We start from the raw sequence: 20,825 nt of genomic DNA, 5'->3' as shown, positions 1-20,825 counted from the left end.
CGGGGGCGCGAAAGTGGCGCGATCGAAGGTTGCGGTGCTGTTTCACAGGGCGCAGATTGAAGAAATGGGAGCGCTCCCAACAGCCTCAGAGTGCACCCCTCCCCACACCCCCACACCCCCACACCCCCACACCCCCACACGCGAAGAAGGAGACCATGACCGCCACTTGTCATGATCACGCCACCATAACCCCACGTGCCGTGCGCACCCCCCGGCTCACCCGGCCGAAGCTGACCTTCGCGCTCAGCGGCCTCGTGGCCATGCTGCTCTGCCTGATCCCCTGGAGCGGCACCGCCGTCGCGCACGGCTCGGTCATCGACCCGGCGTCCCGCAACTACGGCTGCTGGCAGCGCTGGGGCAGCGACTTCCAGAACCCGGCGATGGCCCAGCAGGACCCCATGTGCTGGCAGGCCTGGCAGGACGACCCCAACGCCATGTGGAACTGGAACGGCCTCTACCGCAACGGCTCCGGGGGCAACTTCCAGGCGGTCATCCCCGACGGACAGCTGTGCAGCGGGGGCCGGACCGAGAGCGGCCGGTACGACTCGATGGACACGGCGGGCGCCTGGAAGACCACGGACGTCAGCAGCAACTTCACCGTCCAACTGCACGACCAGGCCAGCCATGGCGCGGACTACATCCTGGTCTACGTCAGCCGCCAGGGCTACGACCCCACCACCCAGCCGCTGCGGTGGAGCGACCTCCAGCTGGTCACCCGCACCGGACGGTACGCACCCGGCCAGACCTACTCGATCAACGTGAGCACTGCGGGCCTGACCGGCCGACACGTCGTGTACACGATCTGGCAGGCGTCGCACATGGACCAGACGTACTTCCTGTGCAGTGATGTGAACTTCCGCTGAGCCCCGTCCCGCCGGGCGTGCGCCGCGCCCGGCGGGATAGGGCACACCACTCACGGCGGGATATCGCATACGGCCCACAGGACGGGCATCGCGGCTTACGGCTTACGGCTTACGGCTCACAGCGGCTCACAGCGGCTCACAGCGGCTCACAGCGGCTCACAGCTCACAGCTCACAGCTCACAGCTCACGGAATAACGTCGGCAGTAGCATGAACGCCATGAAGGAGGCCCCGCCCGCCGACGCCGTCCACCCGGTACTGCCGCCCGCGCCGGGCGCCGACCGGCATCCCGCCCTGGACTTCGCCGACAGCGCCGCCACCCTGCCGGGCGGGCACGGCTACGACCTCCTGGCGGCTCCCGCCACCGCCCAGGCCTGGCTCCTCGGGCACGACCTCATCTCGCCGGAGGTCCGGCTGTACGAGGTGTGCGCGCTCCGGACACGTACCCTGCGCGAGCACGTGCGCGCCCTGTTCACGGCCCGGGTCGAGGAGCGTGTGGCACCCCCGGAGTCATTGCGCGCGGTGAACGACGCGCTGACACGCGTACCCACCGCTCCGCTGCTCACCTGGGACACGGACCACGGCCCGCGGCGGGTGCAGCTGCACCCCACCGACCAGGCCGTCGACCACGCCCTGGCGACCCTCGCCGCCGACGCCGCGGACCTGCTCACCGGCCCGGACGCCGCTCTCCTCACCGCCTGCGGCGCCGCCCCCTGCGACCGCTTCCTGCTGCGCACCCACGGCCGCCGTCACTGGTGCTCGACACGGTGCGGGGACCGGGTTCGGGCGGCGCGGGCTTACGCCCGGCGCCATGAGGGCGGGTCGTAGGCGGTAGGGGGCCTTGGAGCCGTAGCAGGACTGGCTGTACAGGACCAGGAACCGGCATCGCTGTTCCCGACGATCCCGCAGGACTCGGCGCGGATCCGAGCCGTCATGCCCGCTCCACACCGCTCCTCACGGAAAGAGTTGCCTCAATCCGTGAGAAGCGACTACCGTCCCTCACGGTTACTCCACTCCCTATCCGTGAGGGGTTCTGTCATGACGTCCGTGACCTCCGCGTCTTCCACCCACGCACCCGGCGATCATTTCCCGGTCCGCGTCTACGGCGGCCCCACCGCCCTCTTCGAGTACGGCGGCCTGCGCTTCCTCACCGACCCGACCTTCGACGCCCCCGGCGACCACCCCACACCCAGCGGCGCGGTCCTGACCAAGACGGCAGCCGCCTCCGGCACGCCCGACGGCCTCGGACGCGTCGACGTCGTCCTGCTCTCGCACGACGAGCATCCCGACAACCTCGACGACTCCGGACGCGCCCTGCTCGCCGACGTCCCGCTCACCCTGACCACCCCCGGTGGCGGACGGCGCCTCGGGGAAGGTGCCCGGGGGCTCGCCGACTGGGAGTCGGTCGTCCTCGACCGGCCGGGCGGCGGCACCGTCACGGTGACGGGCGTGCCCGCAGTGCACGGCCCCGGCCCCCGCGAGGCGGTCGAGCCGCTCACCGGCGAGGTCGTCGGCTTCGTCCTCACCGGCGAGGGTCTGCCCACGGTCTACGTGAGCGGCGACAACGCCTCCCTCGACGCCGTACGCGAGATCGCGAACCGCTTCGGCCCGGTCGACACCGCCGTCCTGTTCGCCGGGGCCCCGCGCTTCCCGTTCCTCTTCGACGGCGAGCCGCTCGTCCTCGACAGCACCCGGGCCGCCGAGGCGGCGCGGCTCCTCGGCGCCCGCCGCGTCGTCCCGGTGCACTACGACAGCTGGGCCCACTTCACCGAGGGCCGGGAGGAGTTGGTGGCCGCCTTCGCGTCGGCCGGACTGGCGGACCTGCTGGACCTCGGGATCACCGGGGACTGACTCCGCTGACGGCAGTTGCGCGGCGAAGGTGACGTACGCGGGCTCGTCGAAGAGGACGAATCCGACCTCTCCGACGGCCGTGACCCTCTCCTGGACCGCGCGCACCGCAATCCGCGCGGCGTCCGCCATGGGCCAGCGGAAGACCCCGCTGACCGATGGCCGGGAACGCGACCGTGCGGACGCCCGGTTGATCGGCGACGCGGAGGCGAAGAGAGAATGAGGCCATGGCGAGATGCAAGCAGTGCGGCGCGGACAAGCGCCGTTGGCCCCGTGCCTGTTCCCGGTGCCCTTCCCAGTCGGACCGAGGGGACACGGCCGGAGACGCTGCCGAGTTGGCCATGGAGACAGGACTGCTCGGATGGATCGGGCGAGGAGCCATGGCCGTCGTACGGCTGGTACTGCGCGCGGTCGACTGACCAGACCCTGCGCCCTCCACCGCCCGCTGGCAGTCAGCCGACCTGTGCCGCGAACGCCTCATAGGCTCCGTCGTCGAAGAGCACGAACCTGACCTCTTCGACAGCGGTGTCGGCCTCCCGCACCGCCTCGACAGCGACACGGGCCGCGTCGTCCATCGGCCACCCGTACGCACCGGCCGAGATCGCCGGGAAGGCGACGGTCCGTGCTCCGAGTTCGTCGGCGACGCGCAGGGACTCGGTGTAGCAAGATGCGAGCAGGGACGGATCGCTGGCGGAAGACCCATGGACCGGGCCGACGGTGTGGATCACCCAACGGGCGTCCAGCTCACCGGCGGTGGTGGCGACGGCGTGGCCGGTGGGCAGGCCCTTGCCGTATCGCGAGGCGCGCAGCTTGCGGCACTCCGCCAGGATGGCGGGACCGCCGCGCCGGTGGATGGCGCCGTCGACGCCGCCTCCGCCGAGCAGGGAGGAGTTGGCCGCGTTGACGATCGCGTCGGCGCTCTGGCGGGTGATGTCGCCCTGGACGAGGGTGATGGTGGTCATGGTGTCCCCCGCGTGATGTTCGGTGGGTCAGGTCTGCCCGTTCATGATGTCCGACGGGTCAGCACTGCCGCTCGTGATGATGAGTGGGTCAGGTCTGCCGAAGTCTGCGCCAGACCGCCTTCGCGGCGTTGTGGCCGGACATGCCGTGCACGCCCGGTCCTGGCGGGGTGGCCGAGGAGCAGATGAAGACGGCCGGGTGCCGGGTGGCGTAGGGGAACGGGGACAGCCGGGGGCGCAGCACCGTCTGCAGGCCGCTGACCGCGCCGGAGGCGATGTCGCCGCCGACGTAGTTGGCGTTGCGGGCGGCGATCTCGGGCGGTCCGGCGGTGGCGCGGGCCAGGACGCGGTCGCGGAATCCCGGTGCGAAGCGCTCCAGTTGGCGCTCCAGGGCGTCGGTGAGGTCGCCGGTCCAGCCGTGCGGGACATGGCCGTACGCCCAGAAGACGTGCTTGCCCTCCGGGGCCCGGTCGCGGTCCACAACGCTGGGCTGCACGGTGATCAGGAACGGCCGGTCGGGGGCGCGGCCCTCCTTGGACGCGGCGCGCAGTGCCGTGCCGATCTCCGCGCTGTCCGCGCCGATCTGCACGGTTCCGGCACGGCGGGCTTCCTCGGCGGTCCAGGGCACCGGGCCGTCCAGCGCGTAGTCGATCTTGAAGACGCCGGGACCGTACCGGTACCCCGCATAGGTGCTGCCGAGGCCCGCGATACGGGCCAGGGCGGTGGGTGAGGTGTCGAAGACGTAGGCGCGGGCGGGCGGCAGGTCGTCGAGGCGTTTCACCTCGTAGTCGGTGTGGACGGTGCCGCCGAGGTCCTTCAGGTATCCGGCGAGCGCGTCGGAGATGGACTGCGAGCCGCCGCGGGCCACGGGCCAGCCGCGGGCGTGTGCGGCGAGGGCGAAGACCAGGCCGATCGCGCCGGTGGCGAAGCCGGTGAGCGGGGCCATGACGTGGGCGACGAGCCCGGCGAAGAGGGTCTTGGCGGGTTCGTCGTGGAAGCGGCGGGTCAGCCACGTCGACGGGGGCAGGCCGACGAGGCCGAAGCGGGCCAGGGTCACCGGATCGCGGGGCAGCGCGGTCAGCGGCAGGGACATGAAGTCCCGGGCGAGCGTGTCCCACCTGGGCAGGAAGGGCTCGACCAGCCTGCGGTACGGGCCCGCGTCACGGGGGCCGAACGAGGCGGCCGTCTCGGCGACCGAGCGGGCCAGCACGGCGGCGGTGCCGTTGGCGAAGGGGTGCGCCATGGGCAGCTCGGGGTGCAGCCACTCCAGGCCGTAGCGGTCCAGGGGCAGGGCGCGGAACGCCGGGGAGTTGATGCCGAGGGGGTGGGCGGCGGAGCACGGGTCGTGCCGGAAGCCGGGGAGGGTCAGCTCCTCGGTGCGGGCTCCCCCGCCGATGGTGTCCCGCGCCTCGAAGACGGCCACGGAGAAGCCGCGACGGGCCAGCTCCACGGCAGCGGTCAGTCCGTTCGGCCCCGCACCCACCACGACCGCATCGAGCATCGACGGCACCTTCGGACCCCTTCGTCTGCCGATGGCCACTGGACTTCAGGATATGCGGGGGGACCGACAGCGGCCGGGGGCGGGTGTGGCCCCTCCCGGTCTCAGGCCGCCGCCACCCCGCTCGCCAGCAGCCCCGCCACCCGCCGCGCCGTGGCCGCGTCCCGCGCCGCCGTGAAGGGCAGGGCGTTGCTGCCGGTGATCCGGAACGGCTGACCCGCGCGGGTCAGGTGCAGGCCGCCCGCCTCCTCGACGAGCAGCAGGCCCGCCGCGTGGTCCCAGGCCGCTTCCCAGGAGAAGGCGACGGCGTCCACCTCGCCCCGGGCTATCGCGAGGTACTCGAGACCGGCGGATCCGCAGGGCCGTGCCGCGACACCCTCCGTGCGCAGGGCCAGCAGGGCGCGCTTCTCCTCGTCCGTGGTGAAGTCCGGGTGGGACGTGGCGATCCGCAGGTCCTGGCCGGGGTCGGGCGACCCGGCGCGCAGCCGCCGCCCGTCGAGGAAGGCGCCCCGGCCCCGCACGGCGGTGGCCAGCTGGTCACGCGCGGCGGCGTACGTCCAGGAGCCGACGACGACCCCGCCGACCGCGAGGGCGACCAGGGTGCAGAAGCCGTCGTCGCCGTGCACGAACTGCCGGGTGCCGTCGACGGGGTCCACGATCCACACCGGCGCCTCGCCCCGGATCGCCTCGTACGACGCCGGGTTGGCGTGCACCGCTTCCTCGCCGACGACGGCGGAGCCGGGCAGCAGGGTGCTGAGCGCCTCGGTGAGATACAGCTCGGCGTTGCGGTCGGCGTCGGTGACCAGGTCGTGCGGGCCGGTCTTCTCGTCCACCTCGTGGTGGGCCAGCTGCCGGAAGCGCGGCATGATCTCGGCCGCGGCCGCCTTGCGTACCACTTCCTCCACGTCGGCCGAGTGACGGGCGAGAAACTCGTCGATGGTTTCACTGTCTTCGATCATGCCTCCATGAGAGCACGCGCCACTGACAATCCCCACCCGCGGGGTGTACTCCGGATGGAATCGGGATGAACGAGACAGGTTTCCCCTGAGACCCGGCCGCTCTCAGCGACCCACCGCATACCCCTGCATCCCCCGCGGATTCGCCGCCGCCGACAGCACCCCCGTCTCCGGATCCCGCGCGACCGCGCACAGCCGCCCCTCGGACCAGTCGTCGCCGACGACGACGTCATGGCCGCGGCGCCGCAGCTCGGCCACGACGGACGGGCCCATCCGCCCCTCGACGGTGACGCTGCCGGGCCGCATGCCGCGCGGGTAGAAGGACCCGGGAAAGCTGTCGTTGTGCCAGTTCGGGGCGTCGATGGCGCCCTGGAGGTCGAGGCCCCCGCGGACACCGGGGCGCAGGGCGACGGCCAGGAAGAAGTGCAGCTGCCACTGGTCCTGCTGGTCCCCGCCGGGCGTGCCGAAGGCCATGACGGGCACGCCGTCGCGCAGCGCGATGGACGGGGTGAGGGTGGTGCGGGGGCGGCGGCCCGGTGTGAGGGAGTTCGGCAGGCCCTCCTCCAGCCAGGCCATCTGGAGCCGGGTGCCGAGCGGGAAGCCCAGTTCGGGCACGACCGGGTTGGACTGCAGCCAGCCGCCGCTGGGGGTGGCGGCGACCATGTTGCCCCAGCGGTCCACGACGTCGATGTGGCAGGTGTCGCCGCGGGTGGCGCCGTCGGCCGACACGTCGGGCTCGCCGGGTACGGGCGACAGCGGGCTCTTGGCAACGGTCGGCTCGCCGATCCCCATCGGGCTGAAGCCGGGCTCGTCGGTGGCCACCACGCGCGCGTGCGCGCACAGTCGCGGGTCGCGTCCGCCGGGGCTGCCCGGCCGCAGCTCGCGGGAGGCCTGCTCGCCGACGAGGTCGCGCCGAGCCGCGTTGTACCCGTCCGACAGCAACTCGGCCAGCGGCACGTCGGCGGCGTCGCCGTACCAGGCCTCCCGGTCGGCCATGGCCAGCTTGCAGCCCTCGATCAGCAGATGGACGTAGTCCGCGGAGCCGTACTCCGGCAGCGCGGGCGGGAGCAGGGCGAGCTGCTGGAGGAGGACGGGGCCCTGGCTCCAGGGGCCCGCCTTGCACAGGGTCCAGCCGTCCCAGTCGTACGTCGCCGGGGCCTCGTAGGTCGCCGACCAGGTGGCGAGGTCGGCGGCGGTGAGGGTGCCGGTGTGGCGCTCACCGCTGGTGTCCAGGGTGGGCCGCTGGGACTGCCGTACCAGGGCGTCGGCTATGAAGCCGGTGCGCCACACCTCCCGCGCGGCCTCGATCCGCGCCTCCCGGTCACCGGCCCCGGCGGTCTCGGTGAGCAGCCGCTTCCAGGTGGCGGCGAGGGCGGGGTTGCGCAGCAGGGCGCCGGGGCGCGGCGACCGGCCGTCCGGCAGGTACACCGCCGCCGACGAGGCCCACTCGGTCTCGAACAGTTCCCGGACCGTCTCGACGGTCTGCCCGACGCGCTCCACGGGCGCGTGCCCGTCCTCGGCGTACCCGATGGCGTATTTCAGCACGTCGGCAAGGGACTTGGTGCCGTGGTCACGCAGCAGCAGCATCCACGCGTCGAAGGCCCCGGGCACGGCGGCGGCGAGCGGCCCGGTCCCGGGCACCAGCTCCAGACCGAGGCCCCGGTAGTGCGCGACGGTCGCCCCGGCCGGTGCGACACCCTGACCGCACAGCACCCGCACCTCACCCCCCGCCGGAGCGAGCAGAATCGGCACCTCACCACCCGGCCCGTTCAGATGCGGCTCGACGACATGCAGCACGAACGCCCCCGCCACGGCGGCGTCATAGGCGTTGCCGCCGTCCTCCAGCACCGCCATCGCCGACTGCGACGCCAGCCAGTGCGTGGACGACACCATGCCGAAGGTGCCCTGGAGGGTGGGCCGGGTCGTGAACTGCATCTCTCACCTCGGTGTGTCGGCGTGATCAGGCGACAGGTTGTTGATCGAGCAACAGAATGCAACAGGATGCAAGAGGAACAAGAAGAACAAGAAGAACAAGAGGAGCCAGAGGAGCCAGAGGAGCTAGAGGAGCTAGAGGAGCTAGAAGCCAGGGAGCCCTTTCCGGTCCCGGCCCGGGCGAAAACCAGAAGCCCCCGAAGCACCCGGTGGGATAAGTTTCCTGCTGTTCGAAGGGGGACCGAAGTGGCGAAGCTGAACCAGATCATCGCCGTGGAAAAGGGCGTCAAGAGCAAGTCGTTCCAGGACATCACCGCGGCGCACCACAAGGTGCAGAAGCCCGCGCTGCTGGCCGGTATCTCGCGTACGTACCAGCCGAAGGACGAGGAGGGCGAGCAGTTGCCGCCCGAGTCCACGCGGGTGCAGATCAAGGCCGAGGACGTGCTGCGGGAGATGGCCGCGTCGCTGACCCGGCTTTTCGATGTGACCGCCACCAAGGACTGGGCCAACTGCACCGCCCGCGCGGACGTCACGGTCGACGGGCGGACCGTCGTCGCGGACGTGCCGGTGAGTTATCTGCTGTTCCTGGAGAAGCAGCTCACCGATCTGCACACCTTCGTCAAGAAGCTGCCCGTGCTCGACGCCGCCGAGTCCTGGTCCCTGGACCCGTCGACGGACTGGTGGAAGACGGACCCGGTCCGCACGATCCGCACCAAGAAGGTGCCGCGCAACCACGTCAAGGCCGAGGCGACCGAGAAGCACCCGGCGCAGGTCGAGGTCTACTACGAGGACGTGCCCATCGGGTACTGGACGACGGTGAAGTTCTCCGGGGCGCTCCCGGCGCGGCGGGTGAACGAGCTGCTGGAGCGGGTCGAGAAGCTCCAGGGGGCGGTGAAGTTCGCCCGCGAGGAGGCCAACGGCGCCGAGGTCACCGACCAGCGGGTCGGGGACGCGGTGTTCGGCTACCTGTTCGGCTGACGTCGGCCGCGGGTAGCATCCATGATCGCCCCCGCGTGCGAGCGCGGGGGTGCGCGACAGGCGCGGGCCGGATTGAGGACCGGTTCGCGTGATGAGCGCAAGCTGAAACTGAGGTTCAGACTGACGACCCACGGCCGCACGGCCGTGCTCAAGCTCAGACTCTCGCTCCAGCTTCAGCATCGCCACCGATCGCCGGATCGACCGGGGCCGGACGAGCGCCGTCGGATGCGAGTTCGACTCTCGCCTGCACCTCTCGCATGGTGCGGTAGTTCAAAGGAAGAACACGACGGCCTGATGACTGATCCGTCCTCTTAAACGCCACTGGCGTGCGCAATTGGGTGGCATCCCCAGGGGCCCGGGAGCTGGATACGACTCCCGGGCTCCGCCACGTTCTGGGTTCCGGCATGCCTTCCGCAAGAACCTTCGAAACATTCGAAGCACCTCGCCGGGTTGATTGATCTAGAGGGCTTCACCTTCACAGGGCAGGGAATCTGGGCGCGCCACATATCGCCTCCTACCTGCACCTTCATCCCTCCCAAGCCCTCTTGACCCCACCCGCAAGTTTCGAAATACGTACCGAAACTGTTGACACTTGACGGGGGCACACCAACACTGGCGCCGTTCGCACCGCGCAACCCGCACCCCCCTTCCCACTGGAGGAAGCACGGAGATGAACGCGCTCAGCACCAGAAGTCTCAAACGCGGCTGGACCCTTGTCCTGGCCGTCGTGATCGCACTGCTGATCCCGTCGGCGGCGCACGCCGACACGGTCGTCAACCAGAACCAGACCGGTACGCACGAGGGGTACTACTACTCGTTCTGGACCGACGCCCCCGGCACGGTCTCGATGAACATGAGCACCGCGGGCAACTACAGCACCCGGTGGAGCAACACGGGCAACTTCGTCGCCGGTAAGGGCTGGAGCAGCGGCAGCCGCAGGGCGGTGACCTACTCGGGCAGCTTCAACCCGTCGGGCAACGCCTATCTGACGCTGTACGGCTGGATGTCGAACCCGCTCGTCGAGTACTACATCGTCGACAACTGGGGCACGTACCGGCCCACCGGCACCTTCATGGGCACCGTCAGCAGCGACGGCGGTACGTACGACATCTACAAGACGACGCGCTACAACGCCCCGTCCGTGGAGGGCACCCGCACCTTCGACCAGTACTGGAGCGTCCGGCAGTCGAAGCGCACGGGCGGCACCATCACCACCGGCAACCACTTCGACGCCTGGTCCCGCGCCGGGATGCCCATGGGCACCCTCAACTACTACATGATCATGGCGACCGAGGGTTACCAGAGCAGCGGCAGCTCCAACATCACGGTCGGCAGCTCCGGTGGCGGAGGCGGCGGTGGGGGCGGCGGTGGCGGCGGTGGCGGAGGCGGCTGCACCGCGACCCTCTCCGCGGGACAGCAGTGGAGCGACCGCTACAACCTCAACGTCTCCGTCAGCGGCTCCAGCAACTGGACCGTCACCATGAACGTACCCTCCCCCGCCAAGGTCCTGTCCACCTGGAACGTCAGCGCCAGTTACCCCAGCGCCCAGGTACTCACGGCCACACCCAACGGCAGCGGCAACAACTTCGGCGTCACCATCCAGCACAACGGCAACTGGACCTGGCCATCGGTCTCATGCAGTGCCAGTTGACCCTGACCCGGCCACCACAGGAGGACGCACTCGCATGCGCATCACACCACGCCTGGCCACCCGCACCCTGGTCGCAGGGCTCGCGGTCGGCGCACTGGCCGTGACGGGCACCGCCGCCGTCGAGGCGGCCCCGGCACGGGCCGCGGCCTGCAACGGATACGTAGGACTGACCTTCGACGACGGCCCGTCCAGCAGCACCCCGGGCCTGCTCAACGCCCTCAGACAGAACGGGCTGCGGGCCACGATGTTCAACCAGGGCCAGTACGCCGCGGCCAACCCGGCCCAGGTCAGGGCCCAGATCGACGCCGGGATGTGGGTCGGGAACCACAGTTACACCCATCCCCACATGACCCAGCTGAGCCAGGCGCAGATGGACTCGGAGATCTCCCGCACCCAGCAGGCCATCGCCAACGCCGGGGGCGGCACGCCGAAGCTGTTCCGTCCGCCGTACGGGGAGACCAACTCCACCCTGCGCTCGGTCGAGTCCAAGTACGGTCTGACCGAGGTCCTGTGGGACGTCGACTCACAGGACTGGAACGGCGCGAGCACCGACGCGATCGTGCAGGCCGCCTCGCGGCTCACCGACGGCCAGGTCATCCTGATGCACGACTGGTCCGCCAACTCGCTCGCGGCGATCCCGCGCATCGCGCAGAACCTGGCCGCCCGCGGCCTGTGCTCCGGCATGATCTCCCCGCAGACCGGCCGGGCGGTGGCGCCCGACGGCAGCGGAGGTGGCGGGGGCGGAGGCGGGGGCAGCAGTTGTACGGCGACCCTCTCCGCGGGACAGCAGTGGGGTGACCGCTACAACCTCAACGTCTCCGTCAGCGGCTCCAGCAACTGGACCGTCACCATGAACGTGCCCTCCCCGGCCAAGGTCCTGTCCACCTGGAACGTCAGCACCACCTTTCCCAGTGCTCAGGTGCTGACCGCCAAGCCCAACGGCAGCGGCAACAACTGGGGTGTCACCATCCAGCACAACGGCAACTGGACCTGGCCGACCGTCTCCTGCTCGACGAGCTGACGGCTCCAAGAGCGGACTGCTCCACGAGCTGCCCGCTCCAAGAGCCGACCGCTCCCAAAGCCGACCGCTCCAAGAGCCGACGCTCACCGGCCGCGCGCCGTCACCAGGCCCGACTCATAGGCGAAGACGACCAGCTGGGCGCGATCCCGTGCGCCCAGCTTGGTCATCGCCCGGCTGACGTGGGTCTTCGCGGTGAAGGGGCTGATGACCATGTGCGCGGCGATCTCCTCATTCGTCAGCCCGCGCGCCGCGAGGGCCGTGACCTCGCGTTCGCGACGGGTGAGGGACTCCAGGCCAGGCGCCGTCGCCCGGTCCGGGGGCCGGGACACGAACTCGCCGATCAGGGTGCGCGTCACCGACGGCGACAGCAGGGCCTCCCCCTGCGCGACGACCTCGATGGCCTGCAGCAGGTCGGCCGGTTCGGTGTCCTTCAGCAGGAAACCGCTCGCCCCCGCGCGCAGCGCCTCGAAGACGTAGCTGTCGAAGCCGTAGTTGGTGAGGATCACCACGCGTACGGCGGCCAGGGCCGGGTCGGCGGCGATGCGGCGGGTCGTCTCGATGCCCGACAGCACCGGCATCTGGACGTCGACCAGCGCGATGTCGGGTATCTGGTCGCGCGCCAGCGTCAGCCCCTGCTCCCCGTCCGCGGCCTCCCCCACCACCTCGATGCCGTCCTCGGCCTCCAGCAGGGCCCGGAATCCGGCCCGCATCAGCGCCTGGTCGTCGACGAGCGCCACCCGGATCACATCGCCCACCGGTCTTCTCCCCTTCACGACCGTCACCGGCCTGTCCCCCACACCTCCGTCACCGACCACCCTTCCCCCCTCCCTCCAGCGGCAGTTCCGCCCGCACCGAGAAACCGCCCGACGCGCGCGGCGCGGCGTGCAGGGTGCCGCCGAGCGCGGTGACGCGTTCGCGCATGCCGGTCAGCCCGGTGCCGGGCACCGGCGGGCGGGCCGGGTCGGCAAGCCCGTCGTCGTCCACGCATATCGCCAGCGCGTCCCGGCCGTGGTCGAGCCGGACGGTCACCTTCGCCTGACCCGCGTGCCGGGCCGCGTTGGTGAGGGCCTCCTGGACGATGCGGTACGCGGCCCGGTCGACGCCGTCCGGCAGCGGCCGTTCCTCACCCGTGACCGTCAGCTCGACGGCGAGCCCCGCCGCGCGGGCCCGCTCCACGAGCTGTTCGGGGGTGCCGGTGGGTTCGTCGGTGCGCAGTACCTCCAGGGTGGCCCGCAGCTCGCGCATCGCCTCGCCGCTGGCCTCCTGGATGGCGAGCAGCGCGGGCGGCACCTCGTCGCCGCGTTTGCGGGCCAGGTGGACGGCGACGCCCGCCTGGAGCTTGACGATGGAGATGCTGTGCGTGAGGGAGTCGTGCAACTCCCGGGCGATGCGCAGCCGTTCCTCCCCGGCGCGGCGCAGGGCCGCCTCCTCACGGGTGCGTTCGGCCTCGAGGGCGCGCTGCTCGGTCTGGCGCAGATACGCCTGCCAGTTGCGGTCGGCGAGACCGGTCGCCACCGCGCACAGGAACCAGCCCGCGAGCAGCGCGGTCCGCTCGACGATCTCCTGTGTGGTCGGCCCGGTGGCCAGGTACCCGGCGAGGAAGAACAGTCCGGCCGCCGCGCCGAGGCCACGGTGCCCGGCGCGGGCGGCGGTGTGCACGGCGCCGAGGACGGGCAGCGCGGCGAGCGGGCCGGGATGGGCGTGCAGGACGTACGCCGTGCCGGTGACCGTGGCGACCGCGAGGACCGCGCGCGGGGCGGCCCGGTAGCAGCCCAGTGCCGCGCAGCCGAGGACGATCAGCGCGTAGTCGGCGGCGGTCGTGTCGTCGTCGAAGGCGGCCGTGGTCACGACGAGGGCGCCGACCACGACCGCGAGGGCCGCGTCGGCGAGATGCCTGCGAATGACCTGGTGCCCGTCCATGTCCGCACCCTAGACGGCCGCACCGACAACGGCGTCCGACCTGTGGACAACTCCCGCGCTACTCCCGGCGTAGTAGTCCGCCGCCACGGGGGCCCGGCCGGAGCAGCGGCAACTGTCTCCGGCCGTACGACGCTTCGGCACCGTCCGGGCGGCGACAGTGCTCCCATGTCCACACCCTTCCGTTTCACCAGCCCGCCGTCGCCCAAGGCGGCCACCGGCCGGGTCGCCGAAACCTTCGAGCAGCTCTCCCGTGACTTCGGCATCGACCGTCCGCCGACCTTCGTGGTCCTGTCCTCCGCGCCCGAACTGCTCACCGCCGCCTGGGCGCTGACCCGTGAGTCGCTGATCGCGGGCGCGGGCAGCCGCAGCGGCAGGGAGCTGGTCGCGCTCGGTGTGTCGCTCGCCAACCAGTGCCCGTTCTGCGTGGACGCGCACACCGTGCTGCTGCACGCCACCGGCGACCACGCCCTCGCCGAACGCCTGGCGCGCGGGGAGCGGCCGGAGAGCGAGGAGCACGCGCGGCTCCTCGACTGGGGGCGGCTGACCCGCACTCCGGGCGCCGCGCTGGAGCCGTACCCGTTCCCGCGCGAGGAGTTGCCCGCCCACCTCGGCACGGCGCTCGCCTTCCACTTCATCAACCGGATCGTCTCCGCGCTGGTGACCGAGAACCTGCTCCCCAGGGGCGCGCAGCGGTTCCGGGCGGTGCGCAGCATGGCGGGCCGCTCCCTGTCCGCCACCGTGCGCCGCCCGGCCGCACCGGGCGCCTCCCTCGCCCTCCTCGACGACCCCGGTGACGGCCCGGCATGGGCGGGCGGCACCCCCGTCGGCCCGGCCTACGCCGCCCTGCGCCGCGCCGCCACCATGGGCGCGGGCCTGCTCGACGGGGAGGACCAGAATCTCGTACGGCAAACCCTGGCGTCCTGGGACGGCTCGCATCCGTCGCTCGCCCACGCCGCGTTCCCCGACCGCGTCGAGCGGCCGGGCGCGCGTCTGGCGCTGCTGGCCGCGCTGGCGCCGTACCGGATCACGGAGGAGGACGTGGTGGCCTGGCGGCGGCCGGAGCACACCGATCACTGTCTGGTCCACCTGGTCGCCTACGGTGCGTTCGCCGCCGTCGACCGCATCGAGCGCGCCCTGGCCCCGCACACCGCATCGGAGACGGTATGAACGCCAACTCCCTTCAGAAGCGGGCCTGGAACGGCCCCGTGGGCACCCACTGGGCCACCCACGACGACCGCTACGACGCCATGCTGGCCGACCTGAACGACGTCCTGTTCGACGCGGCGGCCATCACGGTCGCCGACCGGGTCCTCGACGTCGGCTGCGGCTCCGGGGCCACCACCCGGATCGCGGCCCGGCTGGCCGCCCGCAGCCATGTCGTCGGGGTCGACGTCTCGGCGCCGCTCCTGCGCCGGGCGCGGGCGCGCAGCGCGGCGGAGCGTCTGGCCAACGTCACCTTCCAGGAGGCCGACGCCCAGACGCACCCGTTCCCGGCGGCCGGGTACGACGTGATCATCAGCCGTGGCGGCGTGATGTTCTTCGACGACCACGCGGGCGCCTTCGGCAATCTCGCGCGGGCGCTGCGGCCGGGCGGGCGGCTGGTGTTCGTCTGTCCTCGGCCGACGGGAGCGGACAGCGAGGAGGCGCGGGCGTTCGCCCCGTTCGGCGGGGTGCTCGGCCCGCCGGACCCCGACGCCGTGGCCGCGCACTCGGCGATGACCTCCCTCTCCGACCCGGCGTACCTCCAGCAGGTGCTCGCGGGCTACAAGGACCTGACCGTCGAACCCGTCGACGTGCTGACGGTATGGGGCCGGGACGCGGCGGACGCCGTCGACTTCGCGCTGTCCCGTGACACCCTGGGGCGTACGTTCTCCCCCGCCGTCCGCGCCGAACTGACGGACGCCCTCAGCCCGTACGAGAGCGGCCACGGGGTACGGCTGCGCTCGGGCGTCTGGCTGGTACGGGCGACCCGCCCGCAGTGACCGACACGGCCACCCGCCCTCAGTGACCGGCACAGCCACCCGCCTTCAGTGACCGACACAGCCACCCGCCCACAGTGACCGACACAGCCACCCGCCTTCAGTGACCGACACAGCCACCCGCCCACAGTGACCGACACAGCCACCCGCCTTCAGTAACCCGGAACACCGCACACGCGCGTGTGCCGCCGTACGCACGAATACGATCCGGAACGGACACGAACCGCAACGAACAGGCACGCGCGCGTGCGAACCGCCTACGAACAGGACACATCGACCCACTCCGCCGGGCCTCCGGTAGGCCCGCTGTCACCGCCCGGGCACACAGCGAGTTGGCACTTCCACCTCCCAGGCAGTCATGTGACACTGGCGTCCCGTCCGCAGTGCGGACCCCCGCTCCGCACCCTCCCCCACGAAAAGTGCGCCGTGCGTTCACTTCCACTGCCGCTCGCTCTCACCGCGCGACTGACCCCTGTCGTGGTGCTCGCCTGCGCGGGCTGGGCGCTCACGTCCGGTTCCGACGCGACGCCGACCGCCAAGGACAAGGAGACCCCGCAGACCGAGAACCAGTCTGCCTCCGATCCGTCCGCCCCGTCGTCGACGGCGGTCTCGAAGACGTACACCGCCGCTCCCGCGCCCTGCGGCAGCCTGGCGAAGAAGACGATCACCTCGCTGGTCCCCGGCGCCAAGACGGCGGGCAAGGAGATCCCGTCGACGGACACGGACAAGCGCCGCACCTGCTCCTGGAACGCGCTCAAGGGCTTCGACTACCGCTGGCTCGACGTCTCCTTCGAGATCATGGCGTCCGACGCGGCGGCGGAGAAGTCCTACAAGGCGCGCACCGAGGAGAAAAGCGGCGGCGGCGCGGTGCCCGGCCTCGGTGACACCGCCTACTCGGTCGTGAACCTCACCACCGAGGACAAACAGGAGACCCGTGAGGGCGTCGTCCTGGTGCGCGCCGCGAACGCGCTGGTAGCGATCACCTACAACGGCAGCGACTTCGAGTCGAAGTCGGCACCGAGCACGGAAGAGATCAACAAGGGCGCGATCAAGGCCGCCAAGGAGGCGGTCGCGGCGCTGGAGGACGGCCGGTCCAAGGAGAGCTGACCGGCCGTCCTCCCGGCCGGGGTTCAGGCCTTCTGCCGCGGCGCCGACGCCATCAGCACCACGTACAGCACCAGCGAGGTCCCCAGACCCACCGCCCACCCGTAGTCGGCGAGCGGCTGAAGGAACGGGATGAGGCCGTCCGCGGGGAAGGGCCCGGCCTTCTCGCCCTGGGCGTCGACGTTGGAGTACGACCCGCCCACGGCGAGCACCGCGCCCACGCCGAAGGCCGCCAGCGCCCGCCAGTTCCAACCGGAGTCGTACCAGTAGGGACTGCCGGGGCCGGTGTAGAGGCCGCGCAGGTCGAGGTGGGTGCGGCGGACGAGCCAGTAGTCGGCGATGAGGATGCCCGCGACCGTGCCGAGCAGACCGCCGACCGTGCCCAGCCAGGTGAAGATGTAGATGTCCGGGTTCTCGATCAGCTTCCACGGGAAGATCACGACGCCGATGACACAGGCGATGATCGCCCCGCTACGGAAATTGATCAGCTTGGGCGCGAGGTTGGACAGGTCGTAGGCGGGACTGACCAGATTCGCCGCGATGTTCGTGGACAGCGTGGCGAGCAGCAGCACGAACAGGGCGAACAGCACACCCACGGTGCTGTCCATCCGGGCGGCGAGCTGGCTCGGGTCCCAGATCGGCTCACCGTAGACGGCCTGCGCACCAGAGGTCACCAGCACCGACAGCAGCGCGAACGCGGCCATGGTGGTGGGCAGTCCGAGCGACTGGCCCCACACCTGCGCCTTCTGTCCGGCGCCGAAGCGCGTGAAGTCGGGAATGTTCAACGAAAGCGTCGACCAGAAGCCGATCATGCCCATCAGGGCGGGGAAGAAGACCTTCCAGAAGTCGGCGCCCCAGCCGAGCTGTGAGGGCTGGTCGAGCAGCGGCCCGAAGCCGCCCGCCTTGTTGGCGATCCACACCAGCAGCGCCACCGCACCGGCCAGCATCAGCGGCGCCGCCCAGTTCTCCAGCCGCCGCACCGCCTCCATGCCGCGCAGGATGATGACGATCTCCACGGCGAAGAACAGCAGGAAGCACAGCCACTGCGTCCACGGATAGCCGCCGACCTTCCCGGCGTCGGTCCACCAGTTGGCCGCGCCGAACAGCTTCCCGGCGAGGAAGAAGATGGACTGCCCTCCGATCCAGGTCTGGATGCCGAACCAGGCGCACGCCACCAACCCCCGCAGCAGCGCCGGGAGGTTGGCGCCGCGCACCCCGAAGGAGGCCCGCGCGAGCACCGGGAACGGGATGCCGTACTTGGGTCCGGCGTGGCCCGTCAGCAGCATCGGCAGCAGCACGATGACATTGCCGAGGGCGATGGTGAGCACGGACTGCTTCCAGTCCATGCCGAGCGCGACCAGTCCGGCGGCCAGCGTCCAGGAGGGCACGTTGACCGCCATGCCGATCCACAGCGCGGCGAAGTTGTACGTCGTCCAGCGCCGTTCGGCGAGCGGTACGGGGCGCAGGTCGTCGTTGGCGTAGGGGCTGTCGGCGGGGAAGGCGTCGGGGGCGAGTTCGATCCGGCCGTCCGGGCCGCTGCGGGTCGGGGCTATCTCTGTCATGAGCACGCCAATCAGGGGAAAGGGGGACGGGAAAGGCCGTGCGGAGGCCCGGACCCCTCCCCGGCGGAAGGGGAGGGGAGACAGGGAGAGCGTGGGGGGGGGAGGGTCAGGCGTTGAGGGCCGGGATGACCTGCTGGCCGTAGGCGTCGATCACGGCCTCCTGCGCGTCGTGCATGTCGTAGACGGCGAACTGGTCCACGCCCAGCTCACGCAGCGCGTTCAGCTTCTCGATGTGCTTGTCGACCGGGCCGATCAGACAGAACCGGTCGACGATCTCGTCCGGCACGAACTGGGTGTCCGGGTTGCCACTGCGCCCGTGGTGGGAGTAGTCGTAGCCCTCGCGCGCCTTGATGTAGTCGGTCAGTTCCTGCGGTACGACGCTGCCGTCCGCGCCGTACTTGGAGACCAGGTCGGCGACGTGGTTGCCGACCATGCCGCCGAACCAGCGGCACTGCTCGCGCGCGTGGGCGAGCGCCTCGGGCGAGTCGTCCGCGGTGACGTAGGCGGGCGCGGCGACACAGACGGTCACGTCCGCCGGGTCACGACCGGCGGCGACCGCCGCGTCCTTGACGGCCTTCACCATGTACTCGGTGAGATACAGGTCGGCGAGCTGGAGGATGAACCCGTCGGCCTCCTCGCCGGTCATCTTCAGCGCCTTGGGCCCGTACGCGGCCATCCACACCGGCAGCCGGGCGCCGGGCCCGATCCACGGGAACCTGACGACCGTACCGCCGAGGTCGGCCTCCTGGCCGCTGCCCAGGGCGCGGATGACCTTCATCGCCTCGCTGATCCGGGCGAGGGTGTTGGGCTTGCGCCCGGCGACGCGCATCGCGGAGTCGCCGCGTCCGATGCCGCAGATGGTGCGGTTGCCGTACATGTCGTTGAGGGTGGCGAAGGTGGAGGCGGTCACCTCCCAGGTGCGGGTGCCCGGGTTGGTGACCATCGGGCCGACCGTCAGCTTCTGGGTGTTGGCGAGGATCTGGCTGTAGATGACGAACGGCTCCTGCCACAGCACGGCCGAGTCGAAGGTCCAGCCGTACCGGAAGCCGTTGCGTTCGGCGCGCTTCATCAGGGAGATCACCCGCGAGGCGGGCGGGTCCGTCTGGAGTACGAGTCCGAAGTCCATGGGCGCCACCGCTCCTAGTTGAGGTACTGACAGGTGGAGCGGGGGGTGTAGACGCCGTGCCCGGCACGGCCCGTGTACTCCCGCTCGGTGATGACGGGCACCCCGCGCGCGAGGACGGTCTCGACCCGGCCGGTGACGCTCTTGCCCTCGTAGGCCGAGTAGTCGACGTTCATGTGGTGCGTCACGGCGGACATGACCTGCTCGGCGTGCGGGTCGTAGATGACGACGTCGGCGTCCGCGCCCGGCGCGATGGTGCCCTTCTTCGGGTACAGGCCGAACATCCGCGCCGGGGTGGCGCAGGCGATCTCGATCCAGCGGCGGCGTGAGATGTGCCCGTCGAGGACGGCCTGGTGGAGCAGGTCCATACGGTTCTCCACCCCCGGCAGCCCGTTCGGGATCTTGGAGAAGTCACCGCGTCCCAGCTCCTTCTGCCCGGTGAAGCAGAACGGGCAGTGGTCGGTGGACACCACCTGGAGGTCGTTGGTGCGCAGCCCCTTCCACAGCTCGGCCTGGTGCTCGCGGGGCCGAAGGGGCGTACTGCACACGTACTTGGCGCCCTCGAAGTCGGGCTCGGCGAGGTTGTCGGTGGACAGGAACAGATACTGCGGGCAGGTCTCCCCGAACACGTTCAGCCCCGCGTCCCGCGCCCTGGCCAACTCGGCGACGGCCTCCATCGCCGACACGTGGACGACGTACAGCGGCGCCCCCGCGACCTGCGCGAGCCGGATGGCGCGGTGCGTGGCCTCCGCCTCGAGGAGGGCCTTGCGCACCTCGCCGTGGTACCGCGGATCGGTCTCCCCGCGCGCGAGCGCCTGCTCCACCAGCACGTCGATCGCGATGCCGTTCTCCGCGTGCATCATGATCAGTCCGCCGTTCTCGGCGGAGCGCTGCATGGCCCGCAGGATCTGCCCGTCGTCGGAGTAGAACACCCCCGGATACGCCATGAACTGCTTGAAGGAGGTGACACCCTCCTCCACCAGCAGGTCCATCTCCTTCAGCGTCTCCTGGTTCACATCGGAGACGATCATGTGGAAGGCGTAGTCGATGGCGCAGTTGCCCTCCGCCTTGGCGTGCCAGGCGTCCAGCCCCTCCCTGAGCGAGTGTCCGACGCTCTGCACCGCGAAGTCGACGATCGTCGTCGTGCCGCCCCAGGCGGCGGCACGGGTACCGGTCTCGAAGGTGTCGGCGGCGAAGGTGCCGCCGAACGGCAGCTCCATGTGCGTGTGGGCGTCGACACCGCCCGGGATGACGTACTTCCCGGTGGCGTCGATGACCCGCTCGGCGCTGAAGGCCTCGGCGGCCGGGGTGCCGGACGCGGCGAGGGCGGCGATCCGGCCGTCCTCGATCAGGACGTCCGCGTGCATCTCGTCGGACGCGGTGATGACGAGGCCGCCGCGGATGACGGTACGGCTGCTCATGCTGCTCCTCCT

At 71.0% G+C, this 20,825-nt stretch carries 18 protein-coding genes and 1 pseudogene; 9 read left to right on the top strand and 10 right to left on the bottom strand.

Annotated features, from left to right (window positions below; translation table 11 throughout):
• The first annotated feature begins 155 nt into the window (after window positions 1-155).
• The 3 genes from ACFVQG_RS05070 to ACFVQG_RS05060 all read left to right on the top strand — a co-directional run bounded on the left by ACFVQG_RS05070 (window position 156) and on the right by ACFVQG_RS05060 (window position 2,712).
• On the top strand, window positions 156-863 hold the full coding sequence (locus ACFVQG_RS05070) for a lytic polysaccharide monooxygenase (RefSeq protein WP_383376964.1): 708 nt from the start codon (window positions 156-158) through the stop codon (window positions 861-863).
• A gap of 217 nt (window positions 864-1,080) precedes the next feature.
• Window positions 1,081-1,689 carry an ABATE domain-containing protein gene (locus ACFVQG_RS05065; protein WP_383377936.1) on the top strand — a complete coding sequence of 203 codons (609 nt, stop codon included), beginning with the start codon at window positions 1,081-1,083 and terminating at the stop codon, window positions 1,687-1,689.
• 210 nt (window positions 1,690-1,899) lie between these two features.
• Window positions 1,900-2,712 carry an MBL fold metallo-hydrolase gene (locus tag ACFVQG_RS05060; RefSeq protein ID WP_383376962.1) on the top strand — a complete coding sequence of 271 codons (813 nt, stop codon included), beginning with the start codon at window positions 1,900-1,902 and terminating at the stop codon, window positions 2,710-2,712.
• Between the two features lie 12 nt (window positions 2,713-2,724).
• On the opposite strand, the pseudogene ACFVQG_RS05055 reads toward ACFVQG_RS05060, so the two are convergent.
• From ACFVQG_RS05055 to ACFVQG_RS05035, 5 genes and pseudogenes are all read right to left on the bottom strand, one after another.
• Window positions 2,725-2,917, bottom strand: a pseudogene (locus tag ACFVQG_RS05055) (macro domain-containing protein); the annotation flags it as partial.
• 244 nt (window positions 2,918-3,161) lie between these two features.
• Complete coding sequence (locus tag ACFVQG_RS05050; protein WP_383376959.1) at window positions 3,162-3,671, bottom strand: O-acetyl-ADP-ribose deacetylase; 510 nt, start codon at window positions 3,669-3,671, stop codon at window positions 3,162-3,164.
• Between the two features lie 88 nt (window positions 3,672-3,759).
• Window positions 3,760-5,169: a phytoene desaturase family protein gene (locus ACFVQG_RS05045; protein WP_383376957.1), complete on the bottom strand. Its 1,410-nt coding sequence runs from the start codon at window positions 5,167-5,169 to the stop codon at window positions 3,760-3,762.
• Between the two features lie 101 nt (window positions 5,170-5,270).
• Entirely contained in the window at window positions 5,271-6,125 is an 855-nt protein-coding gene (locus tag ACFVQG_RS05040; protein ID WP_383376955.1) for an inositol monophosphatase family protein, read from the bottom strand.
• Between the two features lie 102 nt (window positions 6,126-6,227).
• A complete protein-coding gene (locus ACFVQG_RS05035; protein WP_383376953.1) occupies window positions 6,228-8,057 on the bottom strand; it encodes a gamma-glutamyltransferase family protein in 1,830 nt (609 codons plus the stop codon).
• 243 nt (window positions 8,058-8,300) lie between these two features.
• Between ACFVQG_RS05035 and ACFVQG_RS05030 the strand changes: the two genes are divergently transcribed.
• The 3 genes from ACFVQG_RS05030 to ACFVQG_RS05020 all read left to right on the top strand — a co-directional run bounded on the left by ACFVQG_RS05030 (window position 8,301) and on the right by ACFVQG_RS05020 (window position 11,704).
• Window positions 8,301-9,032: a hypothetical protein gene (locus ACFVQG_RS05030; protein ID WP_383376950.1), complete on the top strand. Its 732-nt coding sequence runs from the start codon at window positions 8,301-8,303 to the stop codon at window positions 9,030-9,032.
• Window positions 9,033-9,702: 670 nt separating this feature from the next.
• Window positions 9,703-10,683 (top strand): glycoside hydrolase family 11 protein, encoded by a 981-nt coding sequence (locus ACFVQG_RS05025; RefSeq protein WP_383376948.1) that lies wholly within the window; start codon window positions 9,703-9,705, stop codon window positions 10,681-10,683.
• Window positions 10,684-10,717: 34 nt separating this feature from the next.
• Window positions 10,718-11,704, top strand: coding sequence for a polysaccharide deacetylase family protein (locus ACFVQG_RS05020; RefSeq protein WP_383376946.1), 987 nt, complete (start codon window positions 10,718-10,720; stop codon window positions 11,702-11,704).
• Window positions 11,705-11,787: 83 nt separating this feature from the next.
• On the opposite strand, the gene ACFVQG_RS05015 is transcribed toward ACFVQG_RS05020, so the two are convergent.
• A complete protein-coding gene (locus ACFVQG_RS05015; protein WP_383377934.1) occupies window positions 11,788-12,450 on the bottom strand; it encodes a response regulator in 663 nt (220 codons plus the stop codon).
• Window positions 12,451-12,508: 58 nt separating this feature from the next.
• On the bottom strand, window positions 12,509-13,624 hold the full coding sequence (locus tag ACFVQG_RS05010; RefSeq protein WP_383376943.1) for a sensor histidine kinase: 1,116 nt from the start codon (window positions 13,622-13,624) through the stop codon (window positions 12,509-12,511).
• A gap of 165 nt (window positions 13,625-13,789) precedes the next feature.
• Between ACFVQG_RS05010 and ACFVQG_RS05005 the strand changes: the two genes are divergently transcribed.
• The 3 genes from ACFVQG_RS05005 to ACFVQG_RS04995 all read left to right on the top strand — a co-directional run bounded on the left by ACFVQG_RS05005 (window position 13,790) and on the right by ACFVQG_RS04995 (window position 16,710).
• Complete coding sequence (locus ACFVQG_RS05005; protein ID WP_383376941.1) at window positions 13,790-14,791, top strand: carboxymuconolactone decarboxylase family protein; 1,002 nt, start codon at window positions 13,790-13,792, stop codon at window positions 14,789-14,791.
• Window positions 14,788-15,606: a class I SAM-dependent methyltransferase gene (locus tag ACFVQG_RS05000; RefSeq protein WP_383376938.1), complete on the top strand. Its 819-nt coding sequence runs from the start codon at window positions 14,788-14,790 to the stop codon at window positions 15,604-15,606. Before ACFVQG_RS05005 ends, ACFVQG_RS05000 begins: the two co-directional genes overlap by 4 nt.
• A 423-nt stretch (window positions 15,607-16,029) precedes the next feature.
• The gene (locus ACFVQG_RS04995) at window positions 16,030-16,710 is read left to right on the top strand and encodes a hypothetical protein (protein WP_383376935.1); all 681 of its coding nucleotides are present in this window, start codon (window positions 16,030-16,032) and stop codon (window positions 16,708-16,710) included.
• A gap of 23 nt (window positions 16,711-16,733) precedes the next feature.
• Here ACFVQG_RS04995 and ACFVQG_RS04990 read toward each other — a convergent pair whose 3' ends face one another.
• From ACFVQG_RS04990 to hydA, 3 genes are all read right to left on the bottom strand, one after another.
• A complete protein-coding gene (locus tag ACFVQG_RS04990; protein WP_383377932.1) occupies window positions 16,734-18,269 on the bottom strand; it encodes an NCS1 family nucleobase:cation symporter-1 in 1,536 nt (511 codons plus the stop codon).
• A 106-nt stretch (window positions 18,270-18,375) separates the two neighbouring features.
• Window positions 18,376-19,395 carry a TIGR03842 family LLM class F420-dependent oxidoreductase gene (locus ACFVQG_RS04985; RefSeq protein ID WP_383376933.1) on the bottom strand — a complete coding sequence of 340 codons (1,020 nt, stop codon included), beginning with the start codon at window positions 19,393-19,395 and terminating at the stop codon, window positions 18,376-18,378.
• A 14-nt stretch (window positions 19,396-19,409) separates the two neighbouring features.
• A complete protein-coding gene (hydA, locus tag ACFVQG_RS04980) occupies window positions 19,410-20,813 on the bottom strand; it encodes a dihydropyrimidinase (protein ID WP_383376931.1) in 1,404 nt (467 codons plus the stop codon).
• Window positions 20,814-20,825 lie beyond the last annotated feature (12 nt).

It is taken from the genome of Streptomyces sp. NPDC057877 (genome assembly GCF_042796855.1).
Lineage (GTDB): Bacteria > Actinomycetota > Actinomycetes > Streptomycetales > Streptomycetaceae > Streptomyces.
This window is presented reverse-complemented; position numbering and strand designations above follow the sequence as displayed.

Coding starts and splice junctions, on each gene's coding strand:
- ACFVQG_RS05050 (WP_383376959.1), bottom strand. CDS start 3,671: ATGACCACCATCACCCTCGTCCAGGGCGACATCACCCGCCAGAGCGCC.
- ACFVQG_RS05020 (WP_383376946.1), top strand. CDS start 10,718: ATGCGCATCACACCACGCCTGGCCACCCGCACCCTGGTCGCAGGGCTC.
- ACFVQG_RS05025 (WP_383376948.1), top strand. CDS start 9,703: ATGAACGCGCTCAGCACCAGAAGTCTCAAACGCGGCTGGACCCTTGTC.
- ACFVQG_RS05010 (WP_383376943.1), bottom strand. CDS start 13,624: ATGGACGGGCACCAGGTCATTCGCAGGCATCTCGCCGACGCGGCCCTC.
- ACFVQG_RS05065 (WP_383377936.1), top strand. CDS start 1,081: ATGAAGGAGGCCCCGCCCGCCGACGCCGTCCACCCGGTACTGCCGCCC.
- ACFVQG_RS04990 (WP_383377932.1), bottom strand. CDS start 18,269: ATGACAGAGATAGCCCCGACCCGCAGCGGCCCGGACGGCCGGATCGAA.
- ACFVQG_RS04985 (WP_383376933.1), bottom strand. CDS start 19,395: ATGGACTTCGGACTCGTACTCCAGACGGACCCGCCCGCCTCGCGGGTG.
- ACFVQG_RS05045 (WP_383376957.1), bottom strand. CDS start 5,169: ATGCTCGATGCGGTCGTGGTGGGTGCGGGGCCGAACGGACTGACCGCT.
- ACFVQG_RS05035 (WP_383376953.1), bottom strand. CDS start 8,057: ATGCAGTTCACGACCCGGCCCACCCTCCAGGGCACCTTCGGCATGGTG.
- ACFVQG_RS05000 (WP_383376938.1), top strand. CDS start 14,788: ATGAACGCCAACTCCCTTCAGAAGCGGGCCTGGAACGGCCCCGTGGGC.
- ACFVQG_RS05005 (WP_383376941.1), top strand. CDS start 13,790: ATGTCCACACCCTTCCGTTTCACCAGCCCGCCGTCGCCCAAGGCGGCC.
- ACFVQG_RS05040 (WP_383376955.1), bottom strand. CDS start 6,125: ATGATCGAAGACAGTGAAACCATCGACGAGTTTCTCGCCCGTCACTCG.
- hydA (WP_383376931.1), bottom strand. CDS start 20,813: ATGAGCAGCCGTACCGTCATCCGCGGCGGCCTCGTCATCACCGCGTCC.
- ACFVQG_RS05070 (WP_383376964.1), top strand. CDS start 156: ATGACCGCCACTTGTCATGATCACGCCACCATAACCCCACGTGCCGTG.
- ACFVQG_RS05060 (WP_383376962.1), top strand. CDS start 1,900: ATGACGTCCGTGACCTCCGCGTCTTCCACCCACGCACCCGGCGATCAT.